Here is a 26,570-nt window from a genome sequence, read left to right as displayed (position 1 = left end):
CTTAATTTATTATAATACAAATACAATGAGTAAAGGTACCGTAAAATTTTTCAACGATTCTAAAGGATTTGGTTTCATAGTTGAAGAAGACAACAACAAAGAACATTTCGTACACATTTCAGGACTTATCGATGAAATTCGTGAAGGTGATGTTGTAGAATTCGATCTACAAGAAGGTAGAAAAGGATTAAACGCCGTAAACGTAAAAGTAGTCTAACGATATACTATTTAACAATTACAAGTAGAGCCTATCATTTATTTTGATAGGCTTTTTTTGTTTATAGTGTTTTATAACTTTATTGGCTGTACCTTCACCAAATATTAATTTAATATTTTAATAATGAATAAAGGTACCGTAAAATTTTTCAATGATTCTAAAGGATTTGGTTTCATAACTGAAGATGACAACAACAAAGAGCATTTCGTACATATTTCTGGATTAGTAGATGAAATTCGTGAAGGTGATGCAGTAGAATTCGATTTACAAGAAGGTAAAAAAGGATTAAACGCCGTAAACGTAAAAGTAATCTAATTATATACTTTAACAATTACAACCTAAAAGTCTATCAATATTTTGATAGACTTTTTTTGTGGCATAGACTTTGCTTTATACTATTTATAATAATTAAAATTTAATACAATGAGTAAAGGAACAGTAAAATTCTTCAACGATTCTAAAGGATTCGGATTTATAACTGAAGAAGGTTCAAACAAAGAACATTTTGTTCACATTTCTGGATTAATCGATGAAATTCGCGAAGGCGATATTGTTGAATTTGATTTACAGGAAGGTAGAAAAGGCTTAAACGCCGTAAACGTAAAAGTAGTATAGTACCACATATAAACGTTTTTAAAACAAAAAATCCCGCAACATAGTTGCGGGATTTTTATTTTATAAGATATTAGTTTCTTTAATTTAAAACTGTTCTCTTCCAGAGAAATGAAATGCACCTTCAATAGCAGCATTATCATCACTATCACTTCCGTGTACAGCATTTTCGCTAATTGAGTCTGCAAACATTTTTCTAATAGTTCCTTCTGCAGCATCATCAGGATTTGTAGCACCAATTAAGGTTCTAAAATCGTCAACAGCATTATCTTTTTCTAAGATTGCTGCTACAATTGGACCGCGAGTCATGTATTCAACTAAATCAGCAAAAAATGGACGCTCACTATGTATTGCGTAAAACGTCTCTGCATCTGCAGTTGTCATTTGTGTTAATTTCATAGCTACAATTCTAAATCCTGAAGCTGAAATTTTTTCTAATATTGCCCCAATGTGTCCTTTCTCAACAGCATCTGGCTTAAGCATTGTAAATGTTCTATTTGTTGCCATTATATTGTTTTAATTTTGCACAAAAGTACATTTAAATATTATTTTAAACCTAATACTTTTGTAAAAGTTCTTGTAACAGAATATTCTCTTTACCTCGCATTTCCATTTGAATACTTTTTGTATTAAAATTTATTTTTAGTAATCCGAAACTTTTTTGACTTACCACTTCCCCAACCCTATACTTATTTGGCTCTGTAGTAAAACCAGAATATACATGTGTTAATCCGCTAGATGTAAAATCTATTATAGGATAATTTAAGCCATTCATATTTATTTTAGAAAATTCTGAAATATGCCTATCTCCAGACAAAATTATTACACCTTTAGCTTTAGATTTCTTAATGAGGCCTTTTAATTTATCTACTTCATGAGGGAAATTCGCCCAAGTTTCAAAACCATGTTCACCTGATAAAAATTGAATACTACTAACTATAATATTAAAATCTGCTTTTGTAGTTTCCAATTCATTTTCTAGCCATAGCCATTGCTGGCTTCCTAAAAGAGAACCCTCTCCATAAGCATTTGGGGTGTATCTTTTTTTAGAATGTTTTGCTTTTGTTAAAGCAGTTCTAAAATAACGAGTATCTAATATTATAATTTTTAAAGTACCTTTTTCAGTTTTAAACTCTTCAGAAGTATAAACACCCTCTTGTTCTCTTCTTATATCATTTTCAGGAACATTTAAAAAATCTAAAAATAGCTTTTGGCTGCCTTTTTTAGCTTTAAATTCTAGTCCTCCGTCATTTAAACCATAATCATGATCATCCCATGTACCCATAATTTTTGTTGACTCCATAATTTTTTTATACCCAGGCTGGAGTAGCAACTTATTATAATCCTTTTGCATTTTTTCCATATTATCAGTATCAGAATAAATAACATCTCCTCCCCAAATCCATAAATTAGGTTTATTATTTAATATGTCTTCCCATAATTTGTTTTCTACATTTTGCTTATTGCATGAGCCAAAAGCAATAACAAAATCACTAGTTAAATTATCTTTATTTTTAATATTTTTATTTACCGATTGGCACGAAAAAGCCAACAAACTAAATATAATACACTTAATAAACCACTTCATTGCATTAAAATTTAAAGATTCTTTCAAATATAAAAGTAAGTTAATCCTTTTTAAGAATATGTTATTAAATTGTATCTTCGTGAGCTATGAATAAACAAGATATTTCAAGTATAAAACAACTTTTATCTACTAAACAAAAGATAGTAATTGTACCTCACAAAAACCCTGACGGAGATGCTATTGGGTCTACCCTAGGTTTGTACCATTATTTAAATAAAAGCTCTCATACAGTTAATGTTATAGTGCCAAATGATTATCCTTCATTTTTAAAATGGATACCAGGAAATGATACTATTTTAAAACACGATTCGCAAACCAAAGTTTGTAATGAATTAATAAATGATGCTGATATTATCTTTACTTTAGATTTTAATGCTTTTCATAGAACTGGAAATATGGAGCCCATTTTAGCTGAGAGCAAGGCTACAAAAATAATGATTGACCACCATCAAGCACCAGATAATTATGCAAAATATACTTATAGCGATGTAAGTATGAGCTCAACTTGTGAAATGGTTTATAATTTTATTACCATGTTAGGTGATACTGATTTAATTGATACTAATATTGCTACTTGCTTATATGTTGGTATTATGACAGATACTGGCTCTTTCAGGTTTTCTTCAACCACAAGCACTACACATAAAATTATAGCAAAACTTATTGAAAAAGGAGCTAAAAATAACGAAATACATAACAATGTTTATGATACTAATAGCTATGAACGCCTCCAGTTATTAGGTTGCGCTTTAACTAATTTAAAAGTAATACCAGAATCTAGAACGGCCTATATTACACTATCTCAAAATGAGCTTCAAAAATACGACTATAAAAAGGGAGATACCGAAGGTGTTGTAAACTACGGTCTTTCTTTAGATGGTGTTGTTCTTGCTGCTATTTTTATTGAAGATAGAAATGAAGGTATTATAAAAATTTCTTTACGATCTAAAGGAAACTTTTCGGTTAACGAAATGTCTAGAGCTCATTTTGAGGGTGGCGGTCATACTAATGCCGCTGGTGGTAAAAGCTATTTGTCTTTAGAAAAAACAGTTGAAAAATTTATTAGTATATTACCTACTTATAACAAAGTTCTGAATAATGAATAAATTACTTACCATAGCTTTAATCCTATTAGCTTTTGGTTGTAAAACTCCCGAAGCAAGACGTCCCATTACTGTAAAATCGGGTTCTTTTATTGATGCATCTGTTGCACGAAATAAAAAACTTAACGCTAAAGAAAAAGCATCGATTGAAAAACTAATGAAACTTGAGGAAAAAAATTATATAGCCTCAGAAAGTGGGTTTTGGTATTATTATAACAAAAAAGCAACTACTGACACTTTAAAAACACCAGTTTTTGGAGATGTTATAAATTACAACTACAATATTAAATCACTTAATGGCAACGTTATTTATTCTACTGAAGAATTAAAAACACAAACCTATGCCATGGATAAAGAAGAGTTATTCACAGGACTTCGTGAAGGTTTAAAACTCATGAAATCTGGCGAAACAGTAACCTTCTTATTCCCCTCTCAAAAAGCTTATGGTTATTATGGCGATGAAAATAAAATTGGTAGAAATACACCACTAATTTGTGAGGTTACTATAAATTCTATTACCCTAAATCAATCAAATTAACATGATATTTAAAAATTGTATAAGAGCATTATTACTAACATTGGTAATAACTTTTACTTCTTGTAAGGCACAATACCCAGAACTTGAAGATGGCTTGTATGCCGAATTCGTTACTAGCAAAGGTGTTATGGTTGCTAAATTAGAACAAGAAAAAGCTCCCATAACTGTAGCAAATTTTGTGTCTTTAGCAGAAGGAACTAACACCATGGTTAAAGAAAACTATAAAAAGCAAGAGTTTTATAACGGAACTATTTTCCATAGAGTAATAGACAAGTTTATGATACAAGGTGGCGATCCATTAGGCACAGGACAAGGCAATCCAGGTTACAAATTTAATGGCGAATTCCATCCTGATTTAAAACACGATAAACCAGGAATTCTTTCAATGGCTAATTCTGGACCAAACTCTAATGGTAGTCAGTTTTTTATAACCGAAGTTCCAAAACCTCATTTAGACAATAAATACAATGTGTTTGGCGAATTAGTAATAGGTTTAAATATTCAAGATTCTATATCAAATGTAAAAACAGATAGCCGAAACAAACCTTTAAAAGATGTTATTATTGAGGAATTAAATATTTTAAGAAAAGGCAAAACAGCTAAGCAATTTGATGCACCATTAATATTTAAAAATCACTTCATAGAAGTAGAAAGACTTGAAAAAGAAAAAAAGGCTAAAGCAGAAGCTATATTAAAAGCAACTTTAGATAAATTTGAAGCTCAAAAAGCAAAAGCAACCTCCTTAGAATCTGGTTTAAAGTACTATATTTCTAAAAAAGGAAATGGCGCGAATTTAACCGAAAACTCAAGAATTCTAACACATTACACGGTTTACTTTGAAAACGGAAAATTATTAGAAACAAGTAATCTAAAAGTTGCCGAACAACTTGATGCTATAAATGAAAAACGCAAACAAGCAAACAGATACCAACCAATAACTGCAGATATTGGACCTGATGCAAAAATGATTGCAGGTTTTAAAGAAGGACTTAAACAATTAAACGTTGGCGATAAAGCCACTTTATTTATACCATACCATTTAGCATATGGTGAAGCAGGTACAAGAGGAATTCCTGGAAAAACTAATATTATTTTTGAAGTTGAAATTTTGGAACTTCTTTAAAAGAAAATTAACATTAAAGCTACTATAAACCTTTATATTTACGCAGTAAAACATAACCTATGCAAGCACTAAAATTTGATTGGAACCCTATAACTGGAATTGATATTGTTGGAAACTTCAAGATTCACTTTTATAGCTTAATGTGGGTAATTGCATTTATTTTGGGCTGGTATATCATGAAGCGCATTTTTACTAAAGAAAAAGTCTCTATAGAATATCTTGACCCGTTATTTATTTATACCGTTTTAGCAACCATGCTAGGTGCTAGACTTGGGCATGTATTATTCTATCAATCTGAATTGATTACTGAAGATTTTTTTAGCATCTTTTTGCCATTTAAATTTAAAGGTGGGTTTGAGTTTACAGGTTTTCAAGGACTGGCTAGCCATGGTGCAGCCATAGGTATTATTGTAGGCATGTACCTTTATAGAAAAAAATACAAGTATAAATCTTTACTTTGGATTTTAGATCGTATTGTCATTACTGTAGCCTCTGGAGCAGTTTTTATTAGAATTGGTAACTTTATAAATTCTGAAATAATAGGCAAAATAACAGACTCTAATTTAGGAGTTCGCTTTATTCAAGACCAATATTACAAAAGCGAAATTGTACAACGCACAGGTATTAAAGATGTACAAAAAGCATATCATGCGGTAACTGAAAATCCGCAATTTCAAAACTTATTAGATGCTGTTCCTTACAGACACCCATCTCAACTTTATGAGTCATTTTGCTATATATTTGTGTTTTTAATTCTACTATACTTTTACACAAAAACTACTAAAAAAGACCAACCCGGATTTTTATTTGGCTTGTTTTTAATTCTACTTTGGACAATTCGTTTCTTTATAGAATTTACTAAAGAGCCACAAGGTGAAGAATACATTAATTGGTTTGGGTTAAATACAGGACAATGGTTAAGTATTCCTTTTGTACTTATCGGCTTATATTTCATGTTTGTTTACAAACCCCAAAAAACAGCAAATTAATATGTTTTTTAAACGCTTAATATTACTATTTGTTCTGTTTTTTTCGGCAACTTTAATAAGCTGTAAAGAGAATAAAAAAAATATTAAGCAAACTGAGGTTGCATTTACCAAAGAAGGCGAATTAACCATTCTTAAAGTTAGCGATTCTACAAAAGTAACTTTAGATATTGAAATAGCAGATACTGATTTTGATATTGAAACAGGATTGATGTACAGAAATAACATGGCAAACAATCAAGGAATGCTTTTTGTTTTTGAAGACGAACAAGAGCGTTTCTTTTATATGAAAAACACTAAAATCCCTTTAGACCTCATTTTTATTAGTGCTTCTAAGAGTATTGTTAGTTTTCAAAAAAATGCTAAACCTTTTGATGAATCTTCGTTACCATCAAACGCACCTGCTAAATTTGTACTAGAAGTTAATGCTGGTTTAGTAAATACTTGGGGATTATCTATTGGAGACCGTATTAACTTTTAGATACAGTATATTAAAAAAAATAAAGTAATTCGTAATTAAGCAACTAGCCATAATTAACAATTTAATTACCAACAACTTACTTAATATTTTATCTAATAATTCTTTCAGAATAATTTAATAAAATTTAATATCTTTAGTTAAATTCACCATTAATTCTCACAAAACTTTGTGCAGAACCTTATAAACAGTACATAGAATGAAAATAGCATTTAAAGAAAATCAGAAATTCACTCAATGGTGGCTTTGGTTAATTTTATTTGGAATAGGAGTTGTACCTGTATTTGGGATTTACAAGCAACTTATTTTAGGAGAAAAATTTGGAGACAATCAAATGTCGGATTCTGGTCTTATTATATTTTCTCTTTTTGTTATGAGTATAATAGCATTATTTTGGTTCATAAAATTGAAAACTGAAATTAATCAAAATAAAATCGAAATGAGTTTTTTTCCTTTTGTAAAAAAAAGTGTGAATTGGAAAGATGTTAAGCAAGCTGAGATTGTAAATTATGGATTTGTAGGTTATGGTATTAGATTAGGAAGTAAATATGGTATTATCTATAATATTAAAGGAAATAAAGGACTAGCAATAGAATTACAGAACGGTAATAAATTTGTAATTGGAACTCAAAAAGAGGCAGAACTTAATACCATATTAAATAAAATTAGTGAGCAACAAAGTAAGCTTTAAAAATAAATAAGATAGCCACAATAAGTGAATGTGTAAATTGACTTTAATTAAAAAAATCTTCCTAAAGTGGAATTCGCATTACACCTTAAACCTACATACAGATACTAAATTTTGCAGAAAAGTGCGTTAGGGATTGAAAAGGAAAGCCCACAGTGAGGTACGAGCAAGAACTTGTATTGTAAAGCCCGACCCTTGTGGTAACACCCAAATAATTAATAACGCAAAAAAGCCTATTAACATGAATGCTAACAGGCTTTTTATTTAGAAGTATTTGAGTTAGTCTTACTTCTTGTCTTCTAATTTTTTAACACTATCATACATGATTGGTGTCGCAATAAATAATGATGAGTATGTACCTACAATAACACCTATAATTAAGGCAAACATAAAGCCTCTTATTGAATCTCCACCAAATATGAAGATAGCTAACAACACAACTAATGTTGTTAAAGAGGTATTTAATGTTCTACTTAATGTACTGCTTAATGATGTGTTTACAACTTTATCGAATTTCCAACCGGTATGTTCGTTAAAGAATTCACGAATTCTATCGAATACTACTACAGTATCATTTAAAGAGTAACCAATTACTGTTAGTATTGCTGCAATAAATGCTTGGTTAATCTCCATATTAAATGGCATAAACTTGTATGTTAATGAGAATACACCTAATACGATTAAAACATCGTGAAATACAGCTGCAACAGCTCCTAAAGAGTATTGCCATTTCTTAAAACGGAATAATATGTATAAGAATACAACAATTAAAGATCCTAGAATTGCCCAAAATGATGCTTGTTTAATATCATCGGCAATGGTTGGTGTTACTTTGTAAGATTCTAATAAACCAACTTGCTTATTTTCATCATTTAAATCGATGAATTGCTCGTAGGTAGTACCTTCTAAATGTGGCACTAAAGCTTGGTAAAGAGATTTTCTTATGTCCTCATCAACTTCTGCACCAGACTCATTTACTTTATATTTAGTAGTAATTTTTAATTGGTTTGCGTCTCCAAATGTTTTAGCATCTGCACTACCAAAAACATCTGGTTGTGATAAAAGATCTGTAACCTCTGATGCGCTTATGTCTTGTGCAAAACGTACTTGATAAGTTCTACCTCCAACAAAATCGACACCTTGATTTAATCCGTTTGTAAATAAAGAGCCTAAACTTATTAAGATTAATACACCAGAAATGATATATGCTACTTTACGTTTCTGTAAGAATTCGATATTGATGTTTCTAAATAGGTTTTTAGTAATTCCTGTTGAGAACTCTAATTTTCCACCGCGATTAGTATACCAATCAATTAATAGTCTAGTAATAAATATAGCTGTAAATAAAGATGTAGCAATACCTATTAATAATGTAGTTGCAAAACCTTTAATTGGACCTGTACCAAAAACAAATAAGATTAAGGCTGTTAAACCTGTAGTAATATTAGCATCTAAAATTGATGATAATGCATTGCTAAATCCGTCTTTTATTGATTCTATCTGACTTTTCCCTTTAGACAACTCTTCTCTAATACGCTCAAATATAAGAACGTTAGCATCGACCGACATACCAATTGTTAACACAATACCTGCAATACCAGGTAATGTTAATACAGCTCCTAAACCTGATAACACACCAAATATTAATAGTAGGTTTAATAACATAGCAATATCTGCAAATGCTCCTGATTTTCCGTAATAAAAAATCATCCATAGTAATACTAAAACTAAGGCGATTAAGAAAGACATAGTACCACTTTGTATAGCTTCTTTACCTAAAGATGGTCCTACAACCTCACTTTGAATAATATCTGCAGATGCAGGTAATTTACCCGCACGTAATACGTTAGCTAAATCTATCGCTTCGTTTAATGAGAAATCTCCAGATATAGAAGAACTACCTCCAGCAATTGGTCCTGTTGTTACACCAGGAGCAGAATACACTACATTATCTAAAACTATAGCAATTTGGCTTCCTTGTGAGTATGCTTTTCCAGTCATTTCTTCCCAGATTTTAGCACCTTTAGCATTCATTTGCATTGAAACTTCCGACTTTCCAGTTGGCCCGAATTGGTTTCTAGCATCTGTTACAACGGCTCCACTTAATTGTGGCACGTTTTCTCTGTTTCCTATTAAAGCATATAAATCTACTACTTCACTATCTTTTTCTGGCTTACCAAAAACAAATTTTGCATAACGCTGCTCTGCAGGAAGTAATGCTCTTACTTGTGGTTTGTTTAAATAATCAAGAACAGTTTCTTTATCTTTAATTGCAAACTTAGCAATGATTGGACCTCCTTGGTAACCTTGTCCTTTTAATAAATCAAATAAAGGATTTACTGTTGCAACCGCAGTTGAATCTGTTTCTGCATCACCTAATAAATCATCTATTTGAGAATCTTGAGCATCTTCTTCATCTTGAGATTCAACATCTGCTTCAACATTTGTATCAACAATATCTTTTAATACCTCATTAGCTTGTCCTAAAAACTGAAAGAATTGTTCACCTTTATAAGCATCCCAAAACTCTAATTGTGCTGTACTTTGTAATAAACTTGTAGCACGCTCTACATCTTTAACTCCTGGTAGTTCAACTAGAATACGACCAGAGTTTCCTAAACGTTGAATGTTTGGTGATGTTACACCAAACTCATCAATACGTTTACGTAATACTTCGAAAGCTGAAACGATAGACTCATCAATTTTAGTTTCGATAATGCTTTTTACGTCATCATCAGACATACTACCATCAATCTCACCATCTAACTCTCTAGTATAAAATATATCTGGAGATGCTAATTTAGTTTCTCCTTTAATGGCATCAAAAGCAGTAAAGAAATCCTCTAAATATGTGTTTTGACTGTTCTTTTGAATTTCTGAAGCATCTTCTAGTGCTTTATTAAAAACAGGATCTGTTGTATTATTTGCTAATCCTTTTAAGATATCTTTTACAGACACTTGAAGAATTACGTTTATACCACCTTTTAAATCTAAACCAAGGTTCATAGCTTTTTGTTTCACTTCATTATAAGTGAATTTTGCTATACCTATATTATAAACTGTATCGGTAGCTTTTTCTTGAAGATAGTTTGCTTCTTCTTGGCTGCGTAATGCTCGATAATTATCTTCTGATTCAGATATTTTATTAATCGCAACTTCTTGTGCTTCTTTTTCAACTGAATTTGCTGAGAATGTGAATGATAATTGGTAAAGACTTACCAAACCAAACAAAATAGCAAACAGTTTTACTAATCCTTTGTTTTGCATTGTTATACTTTTTTACGTCAAATTTTATTACCTGAATATTTTCAGGCGAGCAAATATAGAATTTACTACATGATTTGACAATTTATTTTTTGATTATGATTTTACAGATATTAAACTTTAAATAACATCTATAATTAGAATAAAGATATAATTAGGGTTTTAAAAAGCCTTTTTTTTTAAGCTATCATAATTGCTTTAAAAAAAACTCATCAATCCTTTAGCAGATTGGGCCAGCTCTAACTTCTGGAATAATGTGAAGTGGGTCGCTTATTTGCAGCGTTACTTCTTTACGAATTTTATAAGCTATTTGTAATAGGTTCTCTTGATATTGATATCCAATGTTTTCAATAAAAAGATAATTTGGATCTAAGAATCGATCGCTTTTTGGTTCTACTTCTAAGCTAATAGCTCCATCTAAATCCCAACCAGAATTTTGGTCTTTTTGAATTTCGAAAACATCAAGATTGTAAGTAAGCTCATTGTCTTGAAAAGGAAAATTTGAAGACTCTTTAGCTTGTGTTTTAAGTTGAAGTGCTACACAATTATCTTCAGAAAGCACTTTCTTAATACTAATTATATCAGTATTACTGAAGTAAGTTATTTTTAATTTACTATTTCCTTGAGAAAGGACTTTAATATTTTTAGCACCTAAATCTTGTAATTGTTGTTTTACAATTGCTACGGTGTTTTCAGTTTGTTTAGATGTTAAATGTACATCTTGAAACTGTAATACAATTTCTTGATTAGGCTTCGCTATTTGATGTTGAGATATAACACCAAATAAGGTTAAGCTAAAAATTAATACACTAATGCACCATCTTGCAATCATGTGCCAAATATAAAAAAATAAAGACTGTATTGCTACAGTCTTTAAATAAATCTATGTATTTGATAACCTAAGGTTTAAACATCTAATAAACCATTAGTCTTTTTAACGCCTTCTGCACTTGCTTGCATGTGTGCTTTTTCAGCATCACTTAAAGGGATATCAACAATACTTTCTATACCGTTTCGTCCTAAAATTACAGGAACACCAATACAGATATCATTTAAACCATATTCACCTTCTAAATAAGTTGAACATGGGAACATTTTCTTTTGGTCGCAAGCAATAGCTTGAACTAAACCACTAACTGCAGCTCCAGGAGCGTACCAAGCAGAAGTTCCTAACAAACCTGTTAATGTAGCGCCTCCAACTTTAGTATCGGCTGCTACTTGCTCTAAACGTTCTTCGCTTAAAAACTCAGAAACTCTAATACTATTTCTTGTAGCATGACTTGTTAATGGCACCATACCTTTATCGCTATGACCTCCAATTACCATACCATCAATATCACTAATAGGTGCTTCCATAGCTTCAGCTAATCTGTATTTAAAACGAGCAGAATCTAATGCGCCTCCCATACCAATAATTCTATTTTTTGGCATATCTAGAGATTTGTGTGCTAAATATGTCATCGTATCCATTGGATTACTAACAACAATAAGCACCATATTTGGAGAATGCTCTAATAAACTAGTAGAAACTGACTTTACAATTCCTGCATTAATACCTATTAATTCTTCTCGTGTCATTCCAGGTTTACGTGGTATACCAGAAGTAATTACACAAATATCACTATTTGCAGTTTTACTGTAATCATTTGTTACACCTGTTATTTTTGTATCAAATCCATTTAATGATGCACATTGCATTAAATCCATGGCTTTTCCTTCTGCATATCCTTCTTTTATATCTAACAATACAACTTCTGATGCAAAATTTTTGATTGCAATATATTCAGCACAACTTGCACCTACTGCTCCTGCTCCAACTACGGTAACTTTCATAATATTATATTTATTTTAAGTATTTAATTTATTTTAATCTCCTTTTCTAATTAATTATTCATAATAATTTTCAAAAAAAAAGACTAGGAATTTACTCCCGCTAAATTACAAATTAAAAAACTTTAAACGAAAAAAGCACAAGATAAAATCTTGTGCTTTTTTAAACAAAAATTAAATATAACTAACTAAAACTAAATAATTAATATTTTTAAAAATTCGATTATCTAAAACCGAAATTTACTCCTACTGAAAATGAATCAAATTCAGATAAATGATATTCTGCATTAATTCTAAAAAAACCTAACTTAAGCTTTGTTCCTATTGTTCCTCTTACAGAAGCTACTTCACTAGTAACTGAGAACGGATCAACTACTGGATCGGATGTTAAAACACCATTTGTTACTCTGTACGTACCTAATAAATTGGATTCTGAAGTTCCTTTTATATATCCTAAACCGCCATAAAAATTTATTATTGGTAGTTTAGTTGAAGCAATAAATTGAAATAACCAAGTATTGGTATCGTTTTCAATACGTTGATTCTCTCCATCTATACCTGAAGATTCTGTTAAATCATAAGAACCATCTAAATGTGTGTAAGCTACTAAACCTGAAAGTGCTACTGGTAAAAGTTTATCTGCTGGCAGCCATTTAGTAAATTCTACTTGTAAACCTGCACCATACATACTTAAAGACACATCGTCGGTTTCAATTTTAGGTACAAAACGTGCTTTTACCTCTATACCTTTACTTAAACCCAAAGCTCCTTGAATAAATGCTGTTGGCAATAAATTACCACTACCTTCGCCAATACCAGATGGTAATTCAATAGTTTCTGTTTGATTTCCAAAGATGGCATCTTCATACTCAACATCAACAAAAATTGCTGGATCATTTTCTCCCAAAACACTTGCTACCATTTTTGAAGGTGAACTATCTGGGAATGAAATATTATTGTAATCAGCTACATTTAGGTCAAACATTTTGTTCTCATCATTAATGGAAGCTGCGTTAACTATAACAGAAATTTCAAAACCTCCTAGAGGTTTAGCATCGGCAGTATTAAACCAATTGGCATTCATACTGTGCATTAAACCATTGGTTCCAGGTGCTAAATAATCATTAGCAAAACGTTCTGCATCCTCAACACCTGCTGCAAGAAGAGCATCAATATCACTTTGAGCTTTTGTAATTATTGACACTAAGCAAAATAATACAAAAAGGGATAACTTTTTCATTTGTTAATTTGATTTGGTTTCTACAAACATAGGAAAAAAAATACATAAAACAACATTTAAACGATAATTTATGCTTTTTAGCGATGTTTTTGACAAAAAAACATAAAAAAATAACCCTAACAACTATTTGTTAGGGTTATTTTAAATGTATATTAAAACTTTTTATCTATGCATCAATATTTGCATAAACTGCATTCTTTTCTATAAATTCTCTACGAGGTGGTACCTCATCACCCATTAACATAGAGAAAATTCTATCGGCTTCTGTACCGTTATCAATCTGTACTAAACGCATAGTTCTAAACTCAGGGTTCATGGTTGTATCCCAAAGTTGTTCGGCATTCATTTCTCCAAGACCTTTATATCTTTGGATTTTAGAACTTTCGCCAAACTCTGCAACAATTTCATCTCGTTCTTTATCAGACCAAGCGTATTGTTTTTTAGCGCCTTTTTTAACTAAGTATAAAGGAGGTGTAGCAATATAAATATGTCCGTTCTCAATTAGTTCCTTCATGTATCTAAAAAAGAATGTCAAAATTAATGTGGCAATATGACTACCGTCAATATCGGCATCACACATAATTACTACTTTATGATATCTTAATTTTGAAAGATTTAAAGCTTTACTATCTTCTTCAGTTCCTATGGTTACACCAAGTGCCGTAAAAATATTTTTAATCTCTTCGTTTTCAAAAACTTTATGAGACATGGCTTTTTCAACATTTAAGATTTTTCCTCGAAGTGGAAGAATTGCTTGAAAAGCTCTGTCACGACCTTGTTTGGCTGTACCGCCTGCCGAATCTCCCTCAACAAGAAAAACTTCACATTTTGCGGGGTCTTGCTCAGAACAATCTGACAGTTTACCAGGTAAACCACCAATACTCATAACGGTTTTACGCTGTACCATTTCACGAGCTTTTTGAGCTGCATGACGTGCTTGTGCTGCAAGAATTACTTTTTGCACAATGGTTTTAGCATCATCTGGATGTTCCTCTAAATAGTCAGTAAGCATTTCTGAAACTGCTTGGCTAACAGATGCAGAAACCTCTCTGTTTCCTAGTTTTGTTTTTGTTTGTCCTTCAAACTGTGGCTCTTGAACTTTTACAGAAATAATTGCTGTTAAACCTTCACGAAAATCATCACCTGCAATATCAAACTTTAACTTATCTAACATACCAGATTCATCTGCATACTTTTTAAGTGTATGAGTCAATCCACGACGAAAACCAGATAAATGTGTTCCACCTTCATGTGTGTTTATATTATTTACATAAGAATGTAAGTTCTCTGCATAAGAGGTGTTATAAATCATAGCTACCTCTACCGGCACACCATTTTTTTCACCTTCAAAAGAAATAACATCTTTCATTAAAGGCTCACGAGTTGCATCTAAATATTGAATAAACTCAGACAAGCCATTTTCAGAATGAAATGTTTCACCTTCAAATTCGCCATCTTCCTTTTTACTTCTTTTATCAACTATATGTATGGTAATACCTTTATTTAAATAAGCCAATTCACGTAAACGACTTGCTAAAGTATCATAGCTATACTCTAGGGTTTGTGTAAAAATAGTTGGATCAGGTCTAAAAGTTACTGTAGTACCTCTTTTGTCTGTTTTACCAGTTTCTTTTACAGGATATAATGCTTTACCACGTTCATACTCCTGCTCGTAAACACTTCCGTTTCTATAAACGGTAGCCTTTAAGTGATCTGACAATGCATTAACACAACTTACACCAACACCGTGTAAACCACCAGAAACCTTATAAGAATCTTTATCAAACTTACCACCTGCTCCAATTTTAGTCATTACAACCTCAAGGGCAGACACGCCTTCTTTTTTGTGTAAATCTACAGGAATACCACGACCATCATCTTCTGTAGTAATCGAATTATCTTCGTTTATTATTACAGTAATATTATTACAATGTCCTGCTAAGGCTTCATCAATTGAGTTATCTACAACTTCATAAACCAAATGGTGTAACCCACGTGTTCCTACATCTCCAATGTACATAGATGGACGCATACGTACATGCTCCATACCTTCTAAAGCCTGAATACTATCAGCCGAATAATTATGTTTATTAAACTCTTCTTTAGGTTCGCTCATATTTTATATTTTATCTAAATTTTAGTATCGTTTTTATTCATAAAAAAAGATGCCAATTAGCATCCTTCTGAATACAAACAAATATACATATTATTAATGCTATTTGAAAGCTTTTTACACACTTAACAATAAAATTATCAACATTTGTTAATTACTTAAAAATCGCTTAAATCGACTAAAAACACCTTTAAAATCGATTTCTAGCTTTTTAAAACAGTTTACTGATAAACAAAATCACAAAGTCGCTTAAAACTGATTTTTAAGCACACATATTATAATATTTTATTCGCCTATATTTGAATTATCTACATTTAAAATGATTTTTAATAATATGCATGTTTAAAAATAAATAAGCATTAGCTCTAATTAAGCTACGAAACTTATAAATAACTTTGCCTTTATTATTAATTTGACAATTAGACATAGGATATAACTAAAAATAGTGCTTAGTTTATTTATTCTATATATATTTGAACTCAGTAAAATAGTAATGATAAATAACAACAATAATAATAATTTCAATAATCCTAATTTATAGGGTTCGGAAGGTTATTGTTTATAAATATATAAAGCCTTCCAAAATTTGGAAGGCTTTTTTTAATCTTAATATTTAAAAAGATGAGTAAAATTATGACAGTCGACATATTGTCGAGTATTAAAGGAGCACAGCCATCTGAAGCTGTAAACAAATTATTTGAGGTTATTAAAAATGCCAATGCAACAAATAATAATACTTTTAATAATCATAATAATGCGGTGTCTTTAAATGAGTTAAGAGAAGATGTGGTTATAGACAGTTCTGCAATTGAAAAACAAATCATTATAGAAAACTTTCCGAAAGAAAAAAACGGATATTTAGTGGTTTCTAAAGTTATAGAAGAATAATTATGAGTTCTCAGATACATAAAATTCATCAGCAATTGATGAATAAGGAAATAACTTGTACTGCTCTAGTTCAAGAAAAATTAGACTTATTAAAACAGAACACAAATAATACTGTAAATGCTTTGCTAGATACTTTGGCGCTAGATTTAGCTGCAAAAGTAGATACTAAAATATCTAACGGCGAAACTATAGGTTTGCTAGAAGGTATTCCATTTGGTATTAAGGATGTGTATATGGTTCAAGGCACGCTTACTACTGCCAGTTCAGATTTATTAAAAAACTACAAATCAGCCTATACAGCAACAGCCATTCAAAAATTACTAGATGCAGGTGCTATTCCATTGGTAAAAGAAAACTGCGATAGTTTTGGCCACGGATCTTCTAGTGAGAACACTATTTTTGGCGCAGTTAAAAACGCCATAAATCCCGATTTAGTTGGTGGTGGATCTAGTGGTGGCTCTGCAGTAAATGTTGCTAAAGATTATACGGTGTTCTCTATTGGTGGAGATACTGGTGGCTCTGTGCGCCAGCCTGCCGGTTACAATAATGTTTATGGTTTAAAACCAACTTACGGACGCATTTCACGTTATGGATTAATGGCTTATGCATCTTCAACAGACTGTGTTGGTCCCATCGCAAAATCTATAGAAGATATTCGTATAGTATTAAATGTTATGAGTGGTAAAGATGTAAAAGACCAAACCACTTATGTTTCAGCAGAAATAAAACAGGAAAGCATTTTAACTTCCGATACCATAAAAACAGTAGGTTACTTTAAAAACTTTATTGAAAGCGATGCCATTGATGCTAAAATAAAAGCTGATTTCTTGGCAGCTATTGAAAAAATAAAAGCAAAAGGCATTGTTGTAAAAGCTTTAGATTTCTTTGAATCTGAAACTTTAGTTTCAACCTATTATACTTTGGCTATGGCCGAAACAGCATCGAACCTTTCAAGGTTAGATGGCACAAATTATGGAAACCGCATTGAAGCAGATAACCTAAAAGAAACATACGCAGTAACACGTTCTGAGAATTTTTCTGAAGAAACAAAACGCAGAATTGTTGGTGGAAACCAAGTATTATCTCAAGGTTTTTCAGATGAAATCTATTTAAAAGGCCTAGCTCTACGTGATGCTATTTCTCAAAATTTTGAAAATGATTTTAAAGAAGTTGATATCATTATATCTCCTGTTACGCCAAACACACCACCAAAAATTGGTGATAGTTTAAAAGACCCTCATGCCATGTATTTATCTGATGCTTATACTGTTGGTTTTAGTTTGGGACAATTACCTACTTTAACCGTACCACAAGGCACAGAAACAGGTTTACAAATTACGGCTGCAAAAAATAATGACGAACTCGTTTTGAAGTTTGCTAACTTCTTAAAAGACACGATATAATGGAATTAGAACAATTAAATGAGCTACTTAAAAAGCACGAATTAGAGTTAGTAATTGGTATAGAAACTCATGTTCGATTAAATACTAAAACCAAATTATTTTGCTCTTGCGCTAATCAGGAAATAGAACAACCAAATCAAAATATTTGTTCGGTTTGTACTGGACAAATGGGTGTTTTACCTGCTATAAACAAAGAAGCTGTTACAAAGGCTATTTACTTTGGTAAGGCGGTAAAATCAACTTTTGAAAACGAGGTTATTTCATGGGATAGAAAACATTATGAATATCCAGATAACCCAAAAAACATACAAATAACGCAGTTTCATCATCCTGTAATTCCAGATGGCCAAGTGTCTTGTTACAGAAATGATGGGTCGCAGTTTACGGTTAATCTAACACAAGTTCATATAGAGGAAGATGCCGCAAAATTGATGCACGAGAAAAAAATCTCGTTAGTAGATTTTAACAAAGCCGGCGTACCACTTATTGAAATTGTAACCGAGCCTTGTATTCGCCATATAGAAGATGCTTCAACTTACGCGCAGTACATACAACGTATTGTTCAAAACTTAGGAATTTCTGAGGCCAACCTTGAAAAAGGGGAATTCAAATCGGATGTTTCGGTGTCATTACGTAAACGCAGAAGCTACGAATTAAATCCGCGTACCGAAATAAAAAACTTAAACTCGTTTAAATTCATGGTAGATGCTTTAAAAGAAGAAGTTGAAAAACAACTTAACTACTTTTTAGAGCATAAAGAATTTAGACCAGACCAAACTACCGTATTGTGGGATGCAGAATTGAAGCAAACCAAAACCATGCGTAAAAAGGAATTTGAAGCAGATTATCGTTTTATTTCAGAGCCAGATTTACCTTTTGTTAGCATAAAGGATGTTGTAGAATCTATTGATGTAGATTTAAGCACACTCCCCTTTGCTGTAGAATCTATTTTAATTAAAGGCGGTGTTTTACCACAAGATGCTAAGTTCTTTACAGCAGACTCAATACGTTCGGAAACGTTTGTTGCTATTAACAACGTTATTAAAGACCCCTCATTTGTTGCAAAAACATTAGTAAATAATATTGGCGCAGATGAGTATGGAGATATTCATAGAATAGAACATTTAATTGAAATTTTTCAACTGTTTAAAGATGAAAAAATCACGTCTGTTTTAGTTCAAAACGCCATAACATCTTATTTAAAAGATAGAGACTTTAACTATAACCAGTATTTTGACGATAATACCATTTCCGAATCTCAAATTAAAGATGCTATTGCTAAAGTAATAGCAGAAAACGAGGCTGTTGCAAACGACATTATAGCAGGAAACCAAGGAAAAGCAGGTATTCTTGTTGGTAAAGTTATTGGCATTATAGGAAAAGGAGCTTCAGGGAAAGTAATTCGTGAAGGGATTTTGGCTGCACTTACTGGTACAGGCGGAAGCACAAAAATAGAGACTGGAGGCACCACTAAACAAACAACAACGCAACAACAAACCACCAAAAAGGAAGAAGAGGTTCTGCCAGAAATACCAATTGTAATAAAAGACAATTACAGAACACATGTTATTTCAGATATTTCAGATGAAAGTATTTCTAAAAACGTCACACTTTCAGGTTGGGTTTCAAGTGTACGCGATCATGGAGAGTTAATCTTTATTGATTTACGCGATTCTAGTACACAAGTTTTCCAAGTTCGATTAAGTAGAGAATCGTTTGCTAATTTAGATGAATTGGTAAAATTGAAACCAGAATCGGTTATTACAGTATCTGGAACAATTGTTCAGAGAAAAGAAGATGATTATAACGCCGCTTTAAGAACGGGTAAAATTGAATTAGAAGCTAAAGACTTAGAAATCTTAAACCTTTCTAAAACCTTACCATTCGAAATTAAACGTGCTACAAAAACAAATGAGAATGTTCGTTTTCAATATAAATATTTAGACCACCGTAATGATGATGTACGTCGTGTTATTGTAAATCGCCACAAAGTCATTAAAATGATGCGTGATATTTTAGACAATCAAGATTTTCTTGAAATTGAAACACCTATTTTAAGCGCAGGAACCGATGAAGGCGCACGTGAGTTTATTGTGCCAACACGAAAGCAAGCTGGTTCTTTCTACACACTACCACAAGCACCTCAGCAATTCAAACAAATGCTAATGGTTAGTGGTTACGAGAAGTATTTCCAAATTGCCCGTTGTTTTAGAGACGAAGATTCTCGTGGTGATAGGCAACCAGAATTTACACAGTTAGATATCGAAATGGCGTATGCTAGCATGCAACAAATTATTGATTTAAACACCCAAATGTTTAATGGTATAGTCGAAAAAATATATGGTAAAAAATGGATATTACGTCCGTTTGAAGTGATTACCTATAAAGAAGCTATGGACAGTTATGGCTGTGACAGACCAGATTTACGTTTCGGGTTAAAGCTTCAAGATATAACCAACATTGTAAAAGATACCACCTTCCAAGTATTTAGTAAACCTATTGAAGCAGGCGGTATTGTAAAATGTATTAAAGTTTCGGCTGAAGAACAAGGAAGCAAACGTCTATCAAAAGGTCAGATTGAAAAACTAACAGCACTTGCACAACAACATGGCTTAGGTGGTTTAGCCTATATTATTGTGAATGAAAATGATTTGCAATCGCCAATTATTAAGTTTTTAGGTGAAGACATTGCTGCTGGAATTATCAAGACAACCAACGCTCAAGTTGGCGATATTGTATTCTTTTCTGCAGCAGATTATGCTACAGCAAATAAAGCTTTAGATGCTGTACGCCAAGAATTAGGTAAAATGCTACGTTTAATTAACCCAAAGGAATTAAGACCTGCTTGGGTAATTGATTTCCCGATGTTTGAAAAAACAGACGAAGACCGTTGGACGTTTACACACAACCCGTTTTCTATGCCCGCTATTTATGATATTGAAAAACACATGAATGGTAAGGAAGAAGAGATTGGAAGCATCATTGCACAACAATACGATTTAATTTTAAATGGTTACGAAATTGGGGGTGGTTCTGTACGTGCGCACAAACCTGAAATTTTAGAAGCTACTTACAAAAACATGGGCTACAACAAAGAAGAGATGATGAAGAGTGTTGGCACCATGTATAAAGCCTTCCATTACGGCGCACCACCACACGGCGGTATTGCATGGGGTGTAGACAGATTAATGATGATTTTAGAGAAAAAAGCATCGATTAGAGAAGTCATGGCATTCCCAAAAACAGGAACGAGCGAAGATTTACTTTTTGGTGCACCTTCGCAATTATCTGATAAAAAGGTAGAAGAAATGAATGTGAAGGTAATGAGGAAATAAGTTATTTCTATTTATAAAACAATTACAAATAATCCTGATAGTTTTCTATCGGGATTTTTTGGCTCTATGTAGGAAATATTATTTACATTTATAGGATAAAAGCAACAATAAAACTTGTATTATCCTGACTTAATTATGGGATATTAGTAATAAAAGTTATTATATAACGAGTTGGGTTTAATGCTGAAAAGTCCGTTCCAAATCCAAAGTTTCGGCTGAAATTTAAGTTTATTAAAATCGGAATTTGACAAATATTTACGTGGAATTTGAGCCAATTACGGAAAACAAAACTGCAGATTTTTAGCAAGTTTACGGAATCGAAACGCTGACAAAAATTACTACGAACTTTTGAGTTTCTTTGCGGAATCGAAATCTGAAAACCGAACAGAACGCTGAAAATCACTCTTGCAGAATTTGAGCAAGTTTGCGAAATGAAAATCTCGAAAAAGAAAACTGACCGAAAAAGAAAAAAACGGAACGAATTATTTAGCGGATAAAAAAGCACTAAAACCCAACACAGTATAAAAATAATTGCTAGATTAGTGCTTAACCAAAGGTCCTTGCAGTTTTGTTACGTCTGATTTTCCTGCGGAAAATCCTCGCACACAAAACCGCAACTATTCTTATACATAAACGTTGTGCATAATGCGGAAAATCAAGCAAAACATCAAAATTTGAACTAAAAAAGCCAACGCATAAACAGCACATTTGGTTTTTTTGCCGACACATAAGCCAACGCTAAAAAAACCAAAAGAGCTGTTTTTTGCCAACGCTGAAAATAAACCAACCCGAAAAACAGAAAATGACCTATATTCTAAATATATTTGCTTAAAATCCAAATATTTTGGCAAATAAGGAACTTAATAGAATTCGTGTTGTATTGGCTGAACTAAATGTGAAAAACAAATGGTTAGCTGAAAAATTAAACAAAAACCAGTCTACTATATCCTTATGGTGCAACAACGCTAGACAGCCATCACTTGAAACTCTAAAAGAAATTGCCGAAGTATTAGAAGTTGACGTTCGCACATTAATATCTAGCCAAAAATCTGAAAAAGCGAGTTGAGACATCTAAATCAAATATTCGACAAGTTAAACCTAACCAAAGAGAAGGGTTTATATCTCGCTGGCGAAGATAGAGGTCAATTATTTTCTAATAGAGTAGAAAGGCTTATTAATAGGGTTATCAAACCTGATGCTTTCTTTTGTATTGATAACAAACCTTTCATTCTTTTCTTTGAAAATTTAGGGACTCAAAAAAAATCCAAACTAAAGGAGATTTGGAATTTTAACGAGACACCTATTGTTATCGTTTCAGAACAAGATTCTGTTGAAATATATAATGGATTTGAATATCTGACAAATAAAGAAACTCTTAAACTATTTGGAAATGAAGATAAATTAAATGACTTCAAATATTTCGAAATAGTAACCGGAAAGACTTGGGAAAAATATCAATCTGATTTTGATTCGAAACACCGAATTGATTTTCATTTATTGAGTAACATAAAATCCGCTAGAGATATTCTCATATCTCAATCTTTATCTTCTGAACACGCAAACTCATTAATCGGGAAGATTATCTTTGTAAGATATCTCATTGACAGAAAAATTAAACTAGATTTTGAGAAAAAAGGTAAATCACGAATTTGGACTAATTCAGAATTTTGCTCAATATTATCAGACAAGAATGAAGTACAAAAGTTCTTTAAATACCTGAAAGATAAATTTAACGGAGACTTATTTCCTTTATCAAAAACTGATATTGAATCAATTCCTAACGAGTGCCTTACGACATTAATCGAACTACTTTCTGGCGATAATGTGGGAACAGGTCAAAAATCTTTATTTAATCTTTATGATTTTTCAATTATTCCAGTAGAATTTATAAGCAATATTTATGAACTATTTATTGGAGTCGATGAACAAGAAAAACAAGGAGCATATTATACACCTTTATTTTTAGTAGATTATATTTTAGCAGAAACCGTAGAAAAAAAGTTCGCTAATTACAAAGGTTATGATTGTAAAGTTTTAGACCCAGCTTGTGGCTCAGGTATTTTTTTAGTTGAAACTTTAAGAAAAATTATCGAAAAATATCAGGCTAATAATCCTGACTACACAACTAACATAGACCAATATAAAGAAGATTTAAAGAAATTAGCTTCAGATAATATCTTTGGAGTTGATAAAGATAAAAGCGCTATAAATGTTGCTATATTTTCGATTTATTTGACTTTACTTGATTATCAAAATCCTTCTGATATTGAAAATTTTAAATTTCCACATTTAGAAAATCAAAACTTCTTTGTATCTGACTTTTTTGATACAGAATCAGAATTTAATAAAGTTTTAAGGAAAAAAGAATTTTCATTTATTCTAGGAAACCCACCTTGGAAAGGAAATGGTGTCGATAAAATTGGAAAAAAGTATTTATCTGATAGGCTAGAAAAAGAAAAAAAAGAAAAAAAATTTCCAATTGGAATTAATAACGGTGAAATTGTCGAGGCATTTATACTAAGAGTTAGTGATTTTACTAAAGTTAATACAAGAATTGCCTTGATTGTTAAGAGCACTATCTTATATAATAAAGGTTATTCAGGTTTTAGTAAATTTAGGCGTTATTTTCTTGAAGAGTTTTTCTTAGAGAAAATTCTAGAATTAGCGCCTGTAAGATTTGAAGTATTTGACAAATCAAACGACCCAGCTGTTGCGCCAGCATCAGTACTTTTTTACAAATATGCGAATGGAATAAATACTGATGAAAATATCATTGAGCATCTTAGTCTTAAACCCAGTAGATTTTTCTCTTTATTTAAAGTTTTTTCAATTAGCAGAAATGACTATCAAAAAGTAGGACAGGAAAAATTGAAAAATTTTGACTGGCTATGGAAAATTCTTGTTTACGGTTCTTATTTAGATTTCAATTTAATAAACAGACTTAAGAAAGAGTATATTTCTTTAAATGAGTTATTATCGAATCCTGATAAATTTAAAAAAGGAACAGGTGTCAAGTTTAGTAGTAAACCTAATGAAGACTCAAGTCATTTAGTTGGGAAGCCTTTTATTGATGCCAAGGGAGTAAATGCATATTTTATTAACCCAGAAAGTATTTCAATATTTCAAACAAAAAAAGTAGGTAGAAAAAGAGACTCAATACTTTTTAAAGGACCAATTTTACTTGTTAGGAATGGTCTAGACACGCAAAAATACACATTAAAAGCTGCTATATATGACTCTGACATCGTTTATAGAAATTCATTAACAGGAGTTAAGCCTATCTCAAGCGATAGTCTTTTACAATTAAAAAATATTATTGGAAACCTTCATTCTGATTTATATACTTACTTCGCAGTTCATACATTTTGTTCAATTGGAATCGAAAGAGAACAAACAAAAGAATATGAAAAATTTGATATTCCTTATGTCAATAAAGGATTAGAAAAATTTGTAGATGAAATAACAGCATCAAAAAAGCTCATTTATGATGAAAAACAGAAAATCTTAACTGATGATTTTAAAATCAATATTGCTGAAAAAAATATTACTGAAAATTTGCACAAAATAAACTCAAAAATTTATGCGAATCTAAACATTAAAAAAAACACTTTAGAATCTGCTTTAATCGATTTTAATCTTAATATAAGTAGACCATTAATGACCAGGGATAAAACAGAGAAAACCCTTAAATACTTATTTGAGCCTTTAAAAGCGGATGATATTTATATTCAAGAATATGTATCTACGTTTTTAACTGAATTTAATAAAATTTATGAAAGAACAGGTAAAACGCTAATTGCGGAACTTAAGCATAGTAGTCAAATAATAGGTTTATTTTTTAAATTAATTGAAACCTCTGGTAAAACTAGCTCAACTAAATACATAAAGACAAGTAGCGCAGACATTCTTAAAATAATTTCTTCTTTAGGCAATGAACAAATCACTAATAGACTATTTGTCCAAAAGGATATTAGAGGCTTTGAAAAGGATGGCTTTTACATTGTCAAGCCTAATGAAAGAAAGCTATGGCACAAAGCGATAGCACATTTGGATGTAAATGAATTTAGGGATGCAATATTAATTGCAGGAAAACATACCACACTTAATGTTTAATAGTTTAGACGCATCCAACTTCAAAGGTTCAGTTCCATTTTACGATGCGAATTTTGAATATATAATGCATAAGATTAGTGTATGCTATTCGATGATAGTTAACTCAAAAATTCCATTACCAAAAGATGAAAATTTAATACGTGACGTATTAGTAAACGATTATCTTAATAATAATCTAATTAAGGAAAAGCTAGAACTTAACTATTTCTTCAATCCAGAAGTACCTGAAAAGAATATAAAAAGACCAGATATTAAAATTCAATCACCTAATGACGTTTATAAAACAGAAGCATATTATTCAATAGAATGTAAAGTTTTGGACAACAAATATGTGACAGGAACAAGTGGCTTAAATGCTAAATACATTAAAAACGGAATCCGAAGATTTACCGATAAAGAGTACACCTCTCATTTTAGAGTAAATGGAATGATTGGTTTTATTGTAGAAGAAATGGACATTCACCAAAATACAAATGACATTAATTCGCTTTTGGAGTCTTCATTCGGACATATTAAAACTAGGAAGCCTTTAACTAACGAAAAGTATTTTGATGATTTTGAATATCATTATTCTTCGACACACACGGATATTGATAGTAATGGATTTAGAATTTATCATCTTATGTTAAATGTTAGTGGAAATATCCAACGCTAAAAGCCATACACATTTGCAATTCGCTCTAGCCAACGCTACGCCAAAAATTGCAAAAGAGTATGTCTTGCCAACGCACAGTCCGAACTAAATAAGAAACATCGGAAAACCAAGCAGAACGTGAAAAGCACTATGCACAACAATGTATATAAAACATAGCTATTAAAGGCTTTCCGAGAGGTTTTTGCTTATTTATTAAGCCCACCAAATTTTTATTTTTGTATATTTAAAAATTAAAAGATAAACATAAAAAATAAAAATTCGGCTCGTGTTTAATCCGAAACGATAGTGTCTTTTTAGACGCTACGTTTCATATACGGAGACGTTGGCAACAAGCTGAAAAAACAAGAACTATGAAACAACTATTACTTTCGATTTCAATTATTTGTTCAATAAACT

22 protein-coding genes are annotated in these 26,570 nt (G+C 31.4%); 15 read left to right on the top strand and 7 right to left on the bottom strand.

Features of this window, described 5'->3' with window-relative positions; genetic code table 11:
* Window positions 1–25 precede the first annotated feature (25 nt).
* From Q0842_RS14930 to Q0842_RS14920, 3 genes are all read left to right on the top strand, one after another.
* On the top strand, window positions 26–217 hold the full coding sequence (locus tag Q0842_RS14930; RefSeq protein ID WP_067150460.1) for a cold shock domain-containing protein: 192 nt from the start codon (window positions 26–28) through the stop codon (window positions 215–217).
* 123 nt (window positions 218–340) lie between these two features.
* On the top strand, window positions 341–532 hold the full coding sequence (locus tag Q0842_RS14925) for a cold-shock protein (RefSeq protein WP_092847583.1): 192 nt from the start codon (window positions 341–343) through the stop codon (window positions 530–532).
* Between the two features lie 108 nt (window positions 533–640).
* Window positions 641–832 (top strand): cold shock domain-containing protein, encoded by a 192-nt coding sequence (locus tag Q0842_RS14920; RefSeq protein ID WP_298499935.1) that lies wholly within the window; start codon window positions 641–643, stop codon window positions 830–832.
* A gap of 84 nt (window positions 833–916) precedes the next feature.
* Here the strand turns inward: Q0842_RS14920 and Q0842_RS14915 are convergent, their stop codons facing one another.
* Both Q0842_RS14915 and Q0842_RS14910 read right to left on the bottom strand, forming a co-directional pair.
* Window positions 917–1,336 carry a nucleoside-diphosphate kinase gene (locus tag Q0842_RS14915; RefSeq protein WP_298499932.1) on the bottom strand — a complete coding sequence of 140 codons (420 nt, stop codon included), beginning with the start codon at window positions 1,334–1,336 and terminating at the stop codon, window positions 917–919.
* 49 nt (window positions 1,337–1,385) lie between these two features.
* Window positions 1,386–2,417, bottom strand: coding sequence for an alkaline phosphatase D family protein (locus tag Q0842_RS14910; protein WP_298499929.1), 1,032 nt, complete (start codon window positions 2,415–2,417; stop codon window positions 1,386–1,388).
* An 86-nt stretch (window positions 2,418–2,503) separates the two neighbouring features.
* Between Q0842_RS14910 and Q0842_RS14905 the strand changes: the two genes are divergently transcribed.
* The 6 genes from Q0842_RS14905 (at window position 2,504) to Q0842_RS14880 (ending at window position 7,336) form a co-directional block, all read left to right on the top strand.
* Window positions 2,504–3,523, top strand: a complete 1,020-nt coding sequence (locus Q0842_RS14905; protein WP_298499926.1) for a bifunctional oligoribonuclease/PAP phosphatase NrnA — start codon at window positions 2,504–2,506, stop codon at window positions 3,521–3,523.
* Entirely contained in the window at window positions 3,516–4,058 is a 543-nt protein-coding gene (gene gldI / locus Q0842_RS14900) for a gliding motility-associated peptidyl-prolyl isomerase GldI (RefSeq protein WP_298499923.1), read from the top strand. Before Q0842_RS14905 ends, gldI begins: the two co-directional genes overlap by 8 nt.
* 1 nt (window position 4,059) lies before the next feature.
* Window positions 4,060–5,181, top strand: a complete 1,122-nt coding sequence (locus tag Q0842_RS14895) for a peptidylprolyl isomerase (RefSeq protein WP_298499919.1) — start codon at window positions 4,060–4,062, stop codon at window positions 5,179–5,181.
* Window positions 5,182–5,240: 59 nt separating this feature from the next.
* Window positions 5,241–6,170 carry a prolipoprotein diacylglyceryl transferase gene (lgt, locus tag Q0842_RS14890; protein WP_298499916.1) on the top strand — a complete coding sequence of 310 codons (930 nt, stop codon included), beginning with the start codon at window positions 5,241–5,243 and terminating at the stop codon, window positions 6,168–6,170.
* Window position 6,171: 1 nt separating this feature from the next.
* Window positions 6,172–6,648 (top strand): DUF192 domain-containing protein, encoded by a 477-nt coding sequence (locus Q0842_RS14885; protein WP_298499913.1) that lies wholly within the window; start codon window positions 6,172–6,174, stop codon window positions 6,646–6,648.
* A 196-nt stretch (window positions 6,649–6,844) separates the two neighbouring features.
* On the top strand, window positions 6,845–7,336 hold the full coding sequence (locus tag Q0842_RS14880; RefSeq protein WP_298499911.1) for a hypothetical protein: 492 nt from the start codon (window positions 6,845–6,847) through the stop codon (window positions 7,334–7,336).
* 282 nt (window positions 7,337–7,618) lie between these two features.
* On the opposite strand, the gene secDF is transcribed toward Q0842_RS14880, so the two are convergent.
* The 5 genes from secDF to gyrB form a co-directional block, all read right to left on the bottom strand.
* A complete protein-coding gene (secDF, locus tag Q0842_RS14875; RefSeq protein ID WP_298499908.1) occupies window positions 7,619–10,600 on the bottom strand; it encodes a protein translocase subunit SecDF in 2,982 nt (993 codons plus the stop codon).
* A 217-nt stretch (window positions 10,601–10,817) separates the two neighbouring features.
* Window positions 10,818–11,429: a hypothetical protein gene (locus Q0842_RS14870; protein WP_298499905.1), complete on the bottom strand. Its 612-nt coding sequence runs from the start codon at window positions 11,427–11,429 to the stop codon at window positions 10,818–10,820.
* 74 nt (window positions 11,430–11,503) lie between these two features.
* Window positions 11,504–12,430: a malate dehydrogenase gene (locus Q0842_RS14865; protein WP_298499902.1), complete on the bottom strand. Its 927-nt coding sequence runs from the start codon at window positions 12,428–12,430 to the stop codon at window positions 11,504–11,506.
* 220 nt (window positions 12,431–12,650) lie between these two features.
* Window positions 12,651–13,667, bottom strand: a complete 1,017-nt coding sequence (locus tag Q0842_RS14860; RefSeq protein ID WP_298499900.1) for a DUF6588 family protein — start codon at window positions 13,665–13,667, stop codon at window positions 12,651–12,653.
* A gap of 166 nt (window positions 13,668–13,833) precedes the next feature.
* Entirely contained in the window at window positions 13,834–15,783 is a 1,950-nt protein-coding gene (gene gyrB / locus Q0842_RS14855) for a DNA topoisomerase (ATP-hydrolyzing) subunit B (protein WP_298499897.1), read from the bottom strand.
* Between the two features lie 618 nt (window positions 15,784–16,401).
* Between gyrB and Q0842_RS14850 the strand changes: the two genes are divergently transcribed.
* The 6 genes from Q0842_RS14850 (at window position 16,402) to Q0842_RS14825 (ending at window position 26,174) form a co-directional block, all read left to right on the top strand.
* Window positions 16,402–16,668 (top strand): hypothetical protein, encoded by a 267-nt coding sequence (locus Q0842_RS14850; protein WP_298499894.1) that lies wholly within the window; start codon window positions 16,402–16,404, stop codon window positions 16,666–16,668.
* A 2-nt stretch (window positions 16,669–16,670) separates the two neighbouring features.
* Window positions 16,671–18,071 (top strand): amidase family protein, encoded by a 1,401-nt coding sequence (locus tag Q0842_RS14845; RefSeq protein ID WP_298499891.1) that lies wholly within the window; start codon window positions 16,671–16,673, stop codon window positions 18,069–18,071.
* Window positions 18,071–21,406 (top strand): bifunctional amidotransferase subunit GatB/aspartate--tRNA ligase AspS, encoded by a 3,336-nt coding sequence (gene gatB/aspS / locus Q0842_RS14840; RefSeq protein WP_298499888.1) that lies wholly within the window; start codon window positions 18,071–18,073, stop codon window positions 21,404–21,406. The genes Q0842_RS14845 and gatB/aspS overlap by 1 nt, the downstream gene beginning before the upstream one ends.
* Window positions 21,407–22,250: 844 nt before the next feature.
* Window positions 22,251–22,472, top strand: a complete 222-nt coding sequence (locus Q0842_RS14835) for a helix-turn-helix transcriptional regulator (RefSeq protein WP_298499885.1) — start codon at window positions 22,251–22,253, stop codon at window positions 22,470–22,472.
* Window positions 22,469–25,519, top strand: coding sequence for an N-6 DNA methylase (locus Q0842_RS14830; RefSeq protein ID WP_298499883.1), 3,051 nt, complete (start codon window positions 22,469–22,471; stop codon window positions 25,517–25,519). The genes Q0842_RS14835 and Q0842_RS14830 overlap by 4 nt, the downstream gene beginning before the upstream one ends.
* Before the next feature lie 91 nt (window positions 25,520–25,610).
* Entirely contained in the window at window positions 25,611–26,174 is a 564-nt protein-coding gene (locus Q0842_RS14825) for a hypothetical protein (RefSeq protein ID WP_298499880.1), read from the top strand.
* The last annotated feature ends 396 nt before the right edge of the window (window positions 26,175–26,570 follow it).

The organism is uncultured Algibacter sp. (assembly GCF_947495675.1).
Taxonomy (GTDB): Bacteria; Bacteroidota; Bacteroidia; order Flavobacteriales; family Flavobacteriaceae; genus Algibacter_B.
Note: the sequence above shows the minus strand (reverse complement) of the source record. Positions and strands in the feature narration are given on the sequence as shown.

What these genes read in the sequence shown, in the direction of transcription:
- Q0842_RS14930 (WP_067150460.1), top strand. Translation starts at nt 26, where the DNA reads ATGAGTAAAGGTACCGTAAAATTTTTCAACGATTCTAAAGGATTTGGT.
- Q0842_RS14925 (WP_092847583.1), top strand. Translation starts at nt 341, where the DNA reads ATGAATAAAGGTACCGTAAAATTTTTCAATGATTCTAAAGGATTTGGT.
- Q0842_RS14920 (WP_298499935.1), top strand. Translation starts at nt 641, where the DNA reads ATGAGTAAAGGAACAGTAAAATTCTTCAACGATTCTAAAGGATTCGGA.
- Q0842_RS14915 (WP_298499932.1), bottom strand. Translation starts at nt 1,336, where the DNA reads ATGGCAACAAATAGAACATTTACAATGCTTAAGCCAGATGCTGTTGAG.
- Q0842_RS14910 (WP_298499929.1), bottom strand. Translation starts at nt 2,417, where the DNA reads ATGAAGTGGTTTATTAAGTGTATTATATTTAGTTTGTTGGCTTTTTCG.
- Q0842_RS14905 (WP_298499926.1), top strand. Translation starts at nt 2,504, where the DNA reads ATGAATAAACAAGATATTTCAAGTATAAAACAACTTTTATCTACTAAA.
- gldI (WP_298499923.1), top strand. Translation starts at nt 3,516, where the DNA reads ATGAATAAATTACTTACCATAGCTTTAATCCTATTAGCTTTTGGTTGT.
- Q0842_RS14895 (WP_298499919.1), top strand. Translation starts at nt 4,060, where the DNA reads ATGATATTTAAAAATTGTATAAGAGCATTATTACTAACATTGGTAATA.
- lgt (WP_298499916.1), top strand. Translation starts at nt 5,241, where the DNA reads ATGCAAGCACTAAAATTTGATTGGAACCCTATAACTGGAATTGATATT.
- Q0842_RS14885 (WP_298499913.1), top strand. Translation starts at nt 6,172, where the DNA reads ATGTTTTTTAAACGCTTAATATTACTATTTGTTCTGTTTTTTTCGGCA.
- Q0842_RS14880 (WP_298499911.1), top strand. Translation starts at nt 6,845, where the DNA reads ATGAAAATAGCATTTAAAGAAAATCAGAAATTCACTCAATGGTGGCTT.
- secDF (WP_298499908.1), bottom strand. Translation starts at nt 10,600, where the DNA reads ATGCAAAACAAAGGATTAGTAAAACTGTTTGCTATTTTGTTTGGTTTG.
- Q0842_RS14870 (WP_298499905.1), bottom strand. Translation starts at nt 11,429, where the DNA reads ATGATTGCAAGATGGTGCATTAGTGTATTAATTTTTAGCTTAACCTTA.
- Q0842_RS14865 (WP_298499902.1), bottom strand. Translation starts at nt 12,430, where the DNA reads ATGAAAGTTACCGTAGTTGGAGCAGGAGCAGTAGGTGCAAGTTGTGCT.
- Q0842_RS14860 (WP_298499900.1), bottom strand. Translation starts at nt 13,667, where the DNA reads ATGAAAAAGTTATCCCTTTTTGTATTATTTTGCTTAGTGTCAATAATT.
- gyrB (WP_298499897.1), bottom strand. Translation starts at nt 15,783, where the DNA reads ATGAGCGAACCTAAAGAAGAGTTTAATAAACATAATTATTCGGCTGAT.
- Q0842_RS14850 (WP_298499894.1), top strand. Translation starts at nt 16,402, where the DNA reads ATGAGTAAAATTATGACAGTCGACATATTGTCGAGTATTAAAGGAGCA.
- Q0842_RS14845 (WP_298499891.1), top strand. Translation starts at nt 16,671, where the DNA reads ATGAGTTCTCAGATACATAAAATTCATCAGCAATTGATGAATAAGGAA.
- gatB/aspS (WP_298499888.1), top strand. Translation starts at nt 18,071, where the DNA reads ATGGAATTAGAACAATTAAATGAGCTACTTAAAAAGCACGAATTAGAG.
- Q0842_RS14825 (WP_298499880.1), top strand. Translation starts at nt 25,611, where the DNA reads ATGATAGTTAACTCAAAAATTCCATTACCAAAAGATGAAAATTTAATA.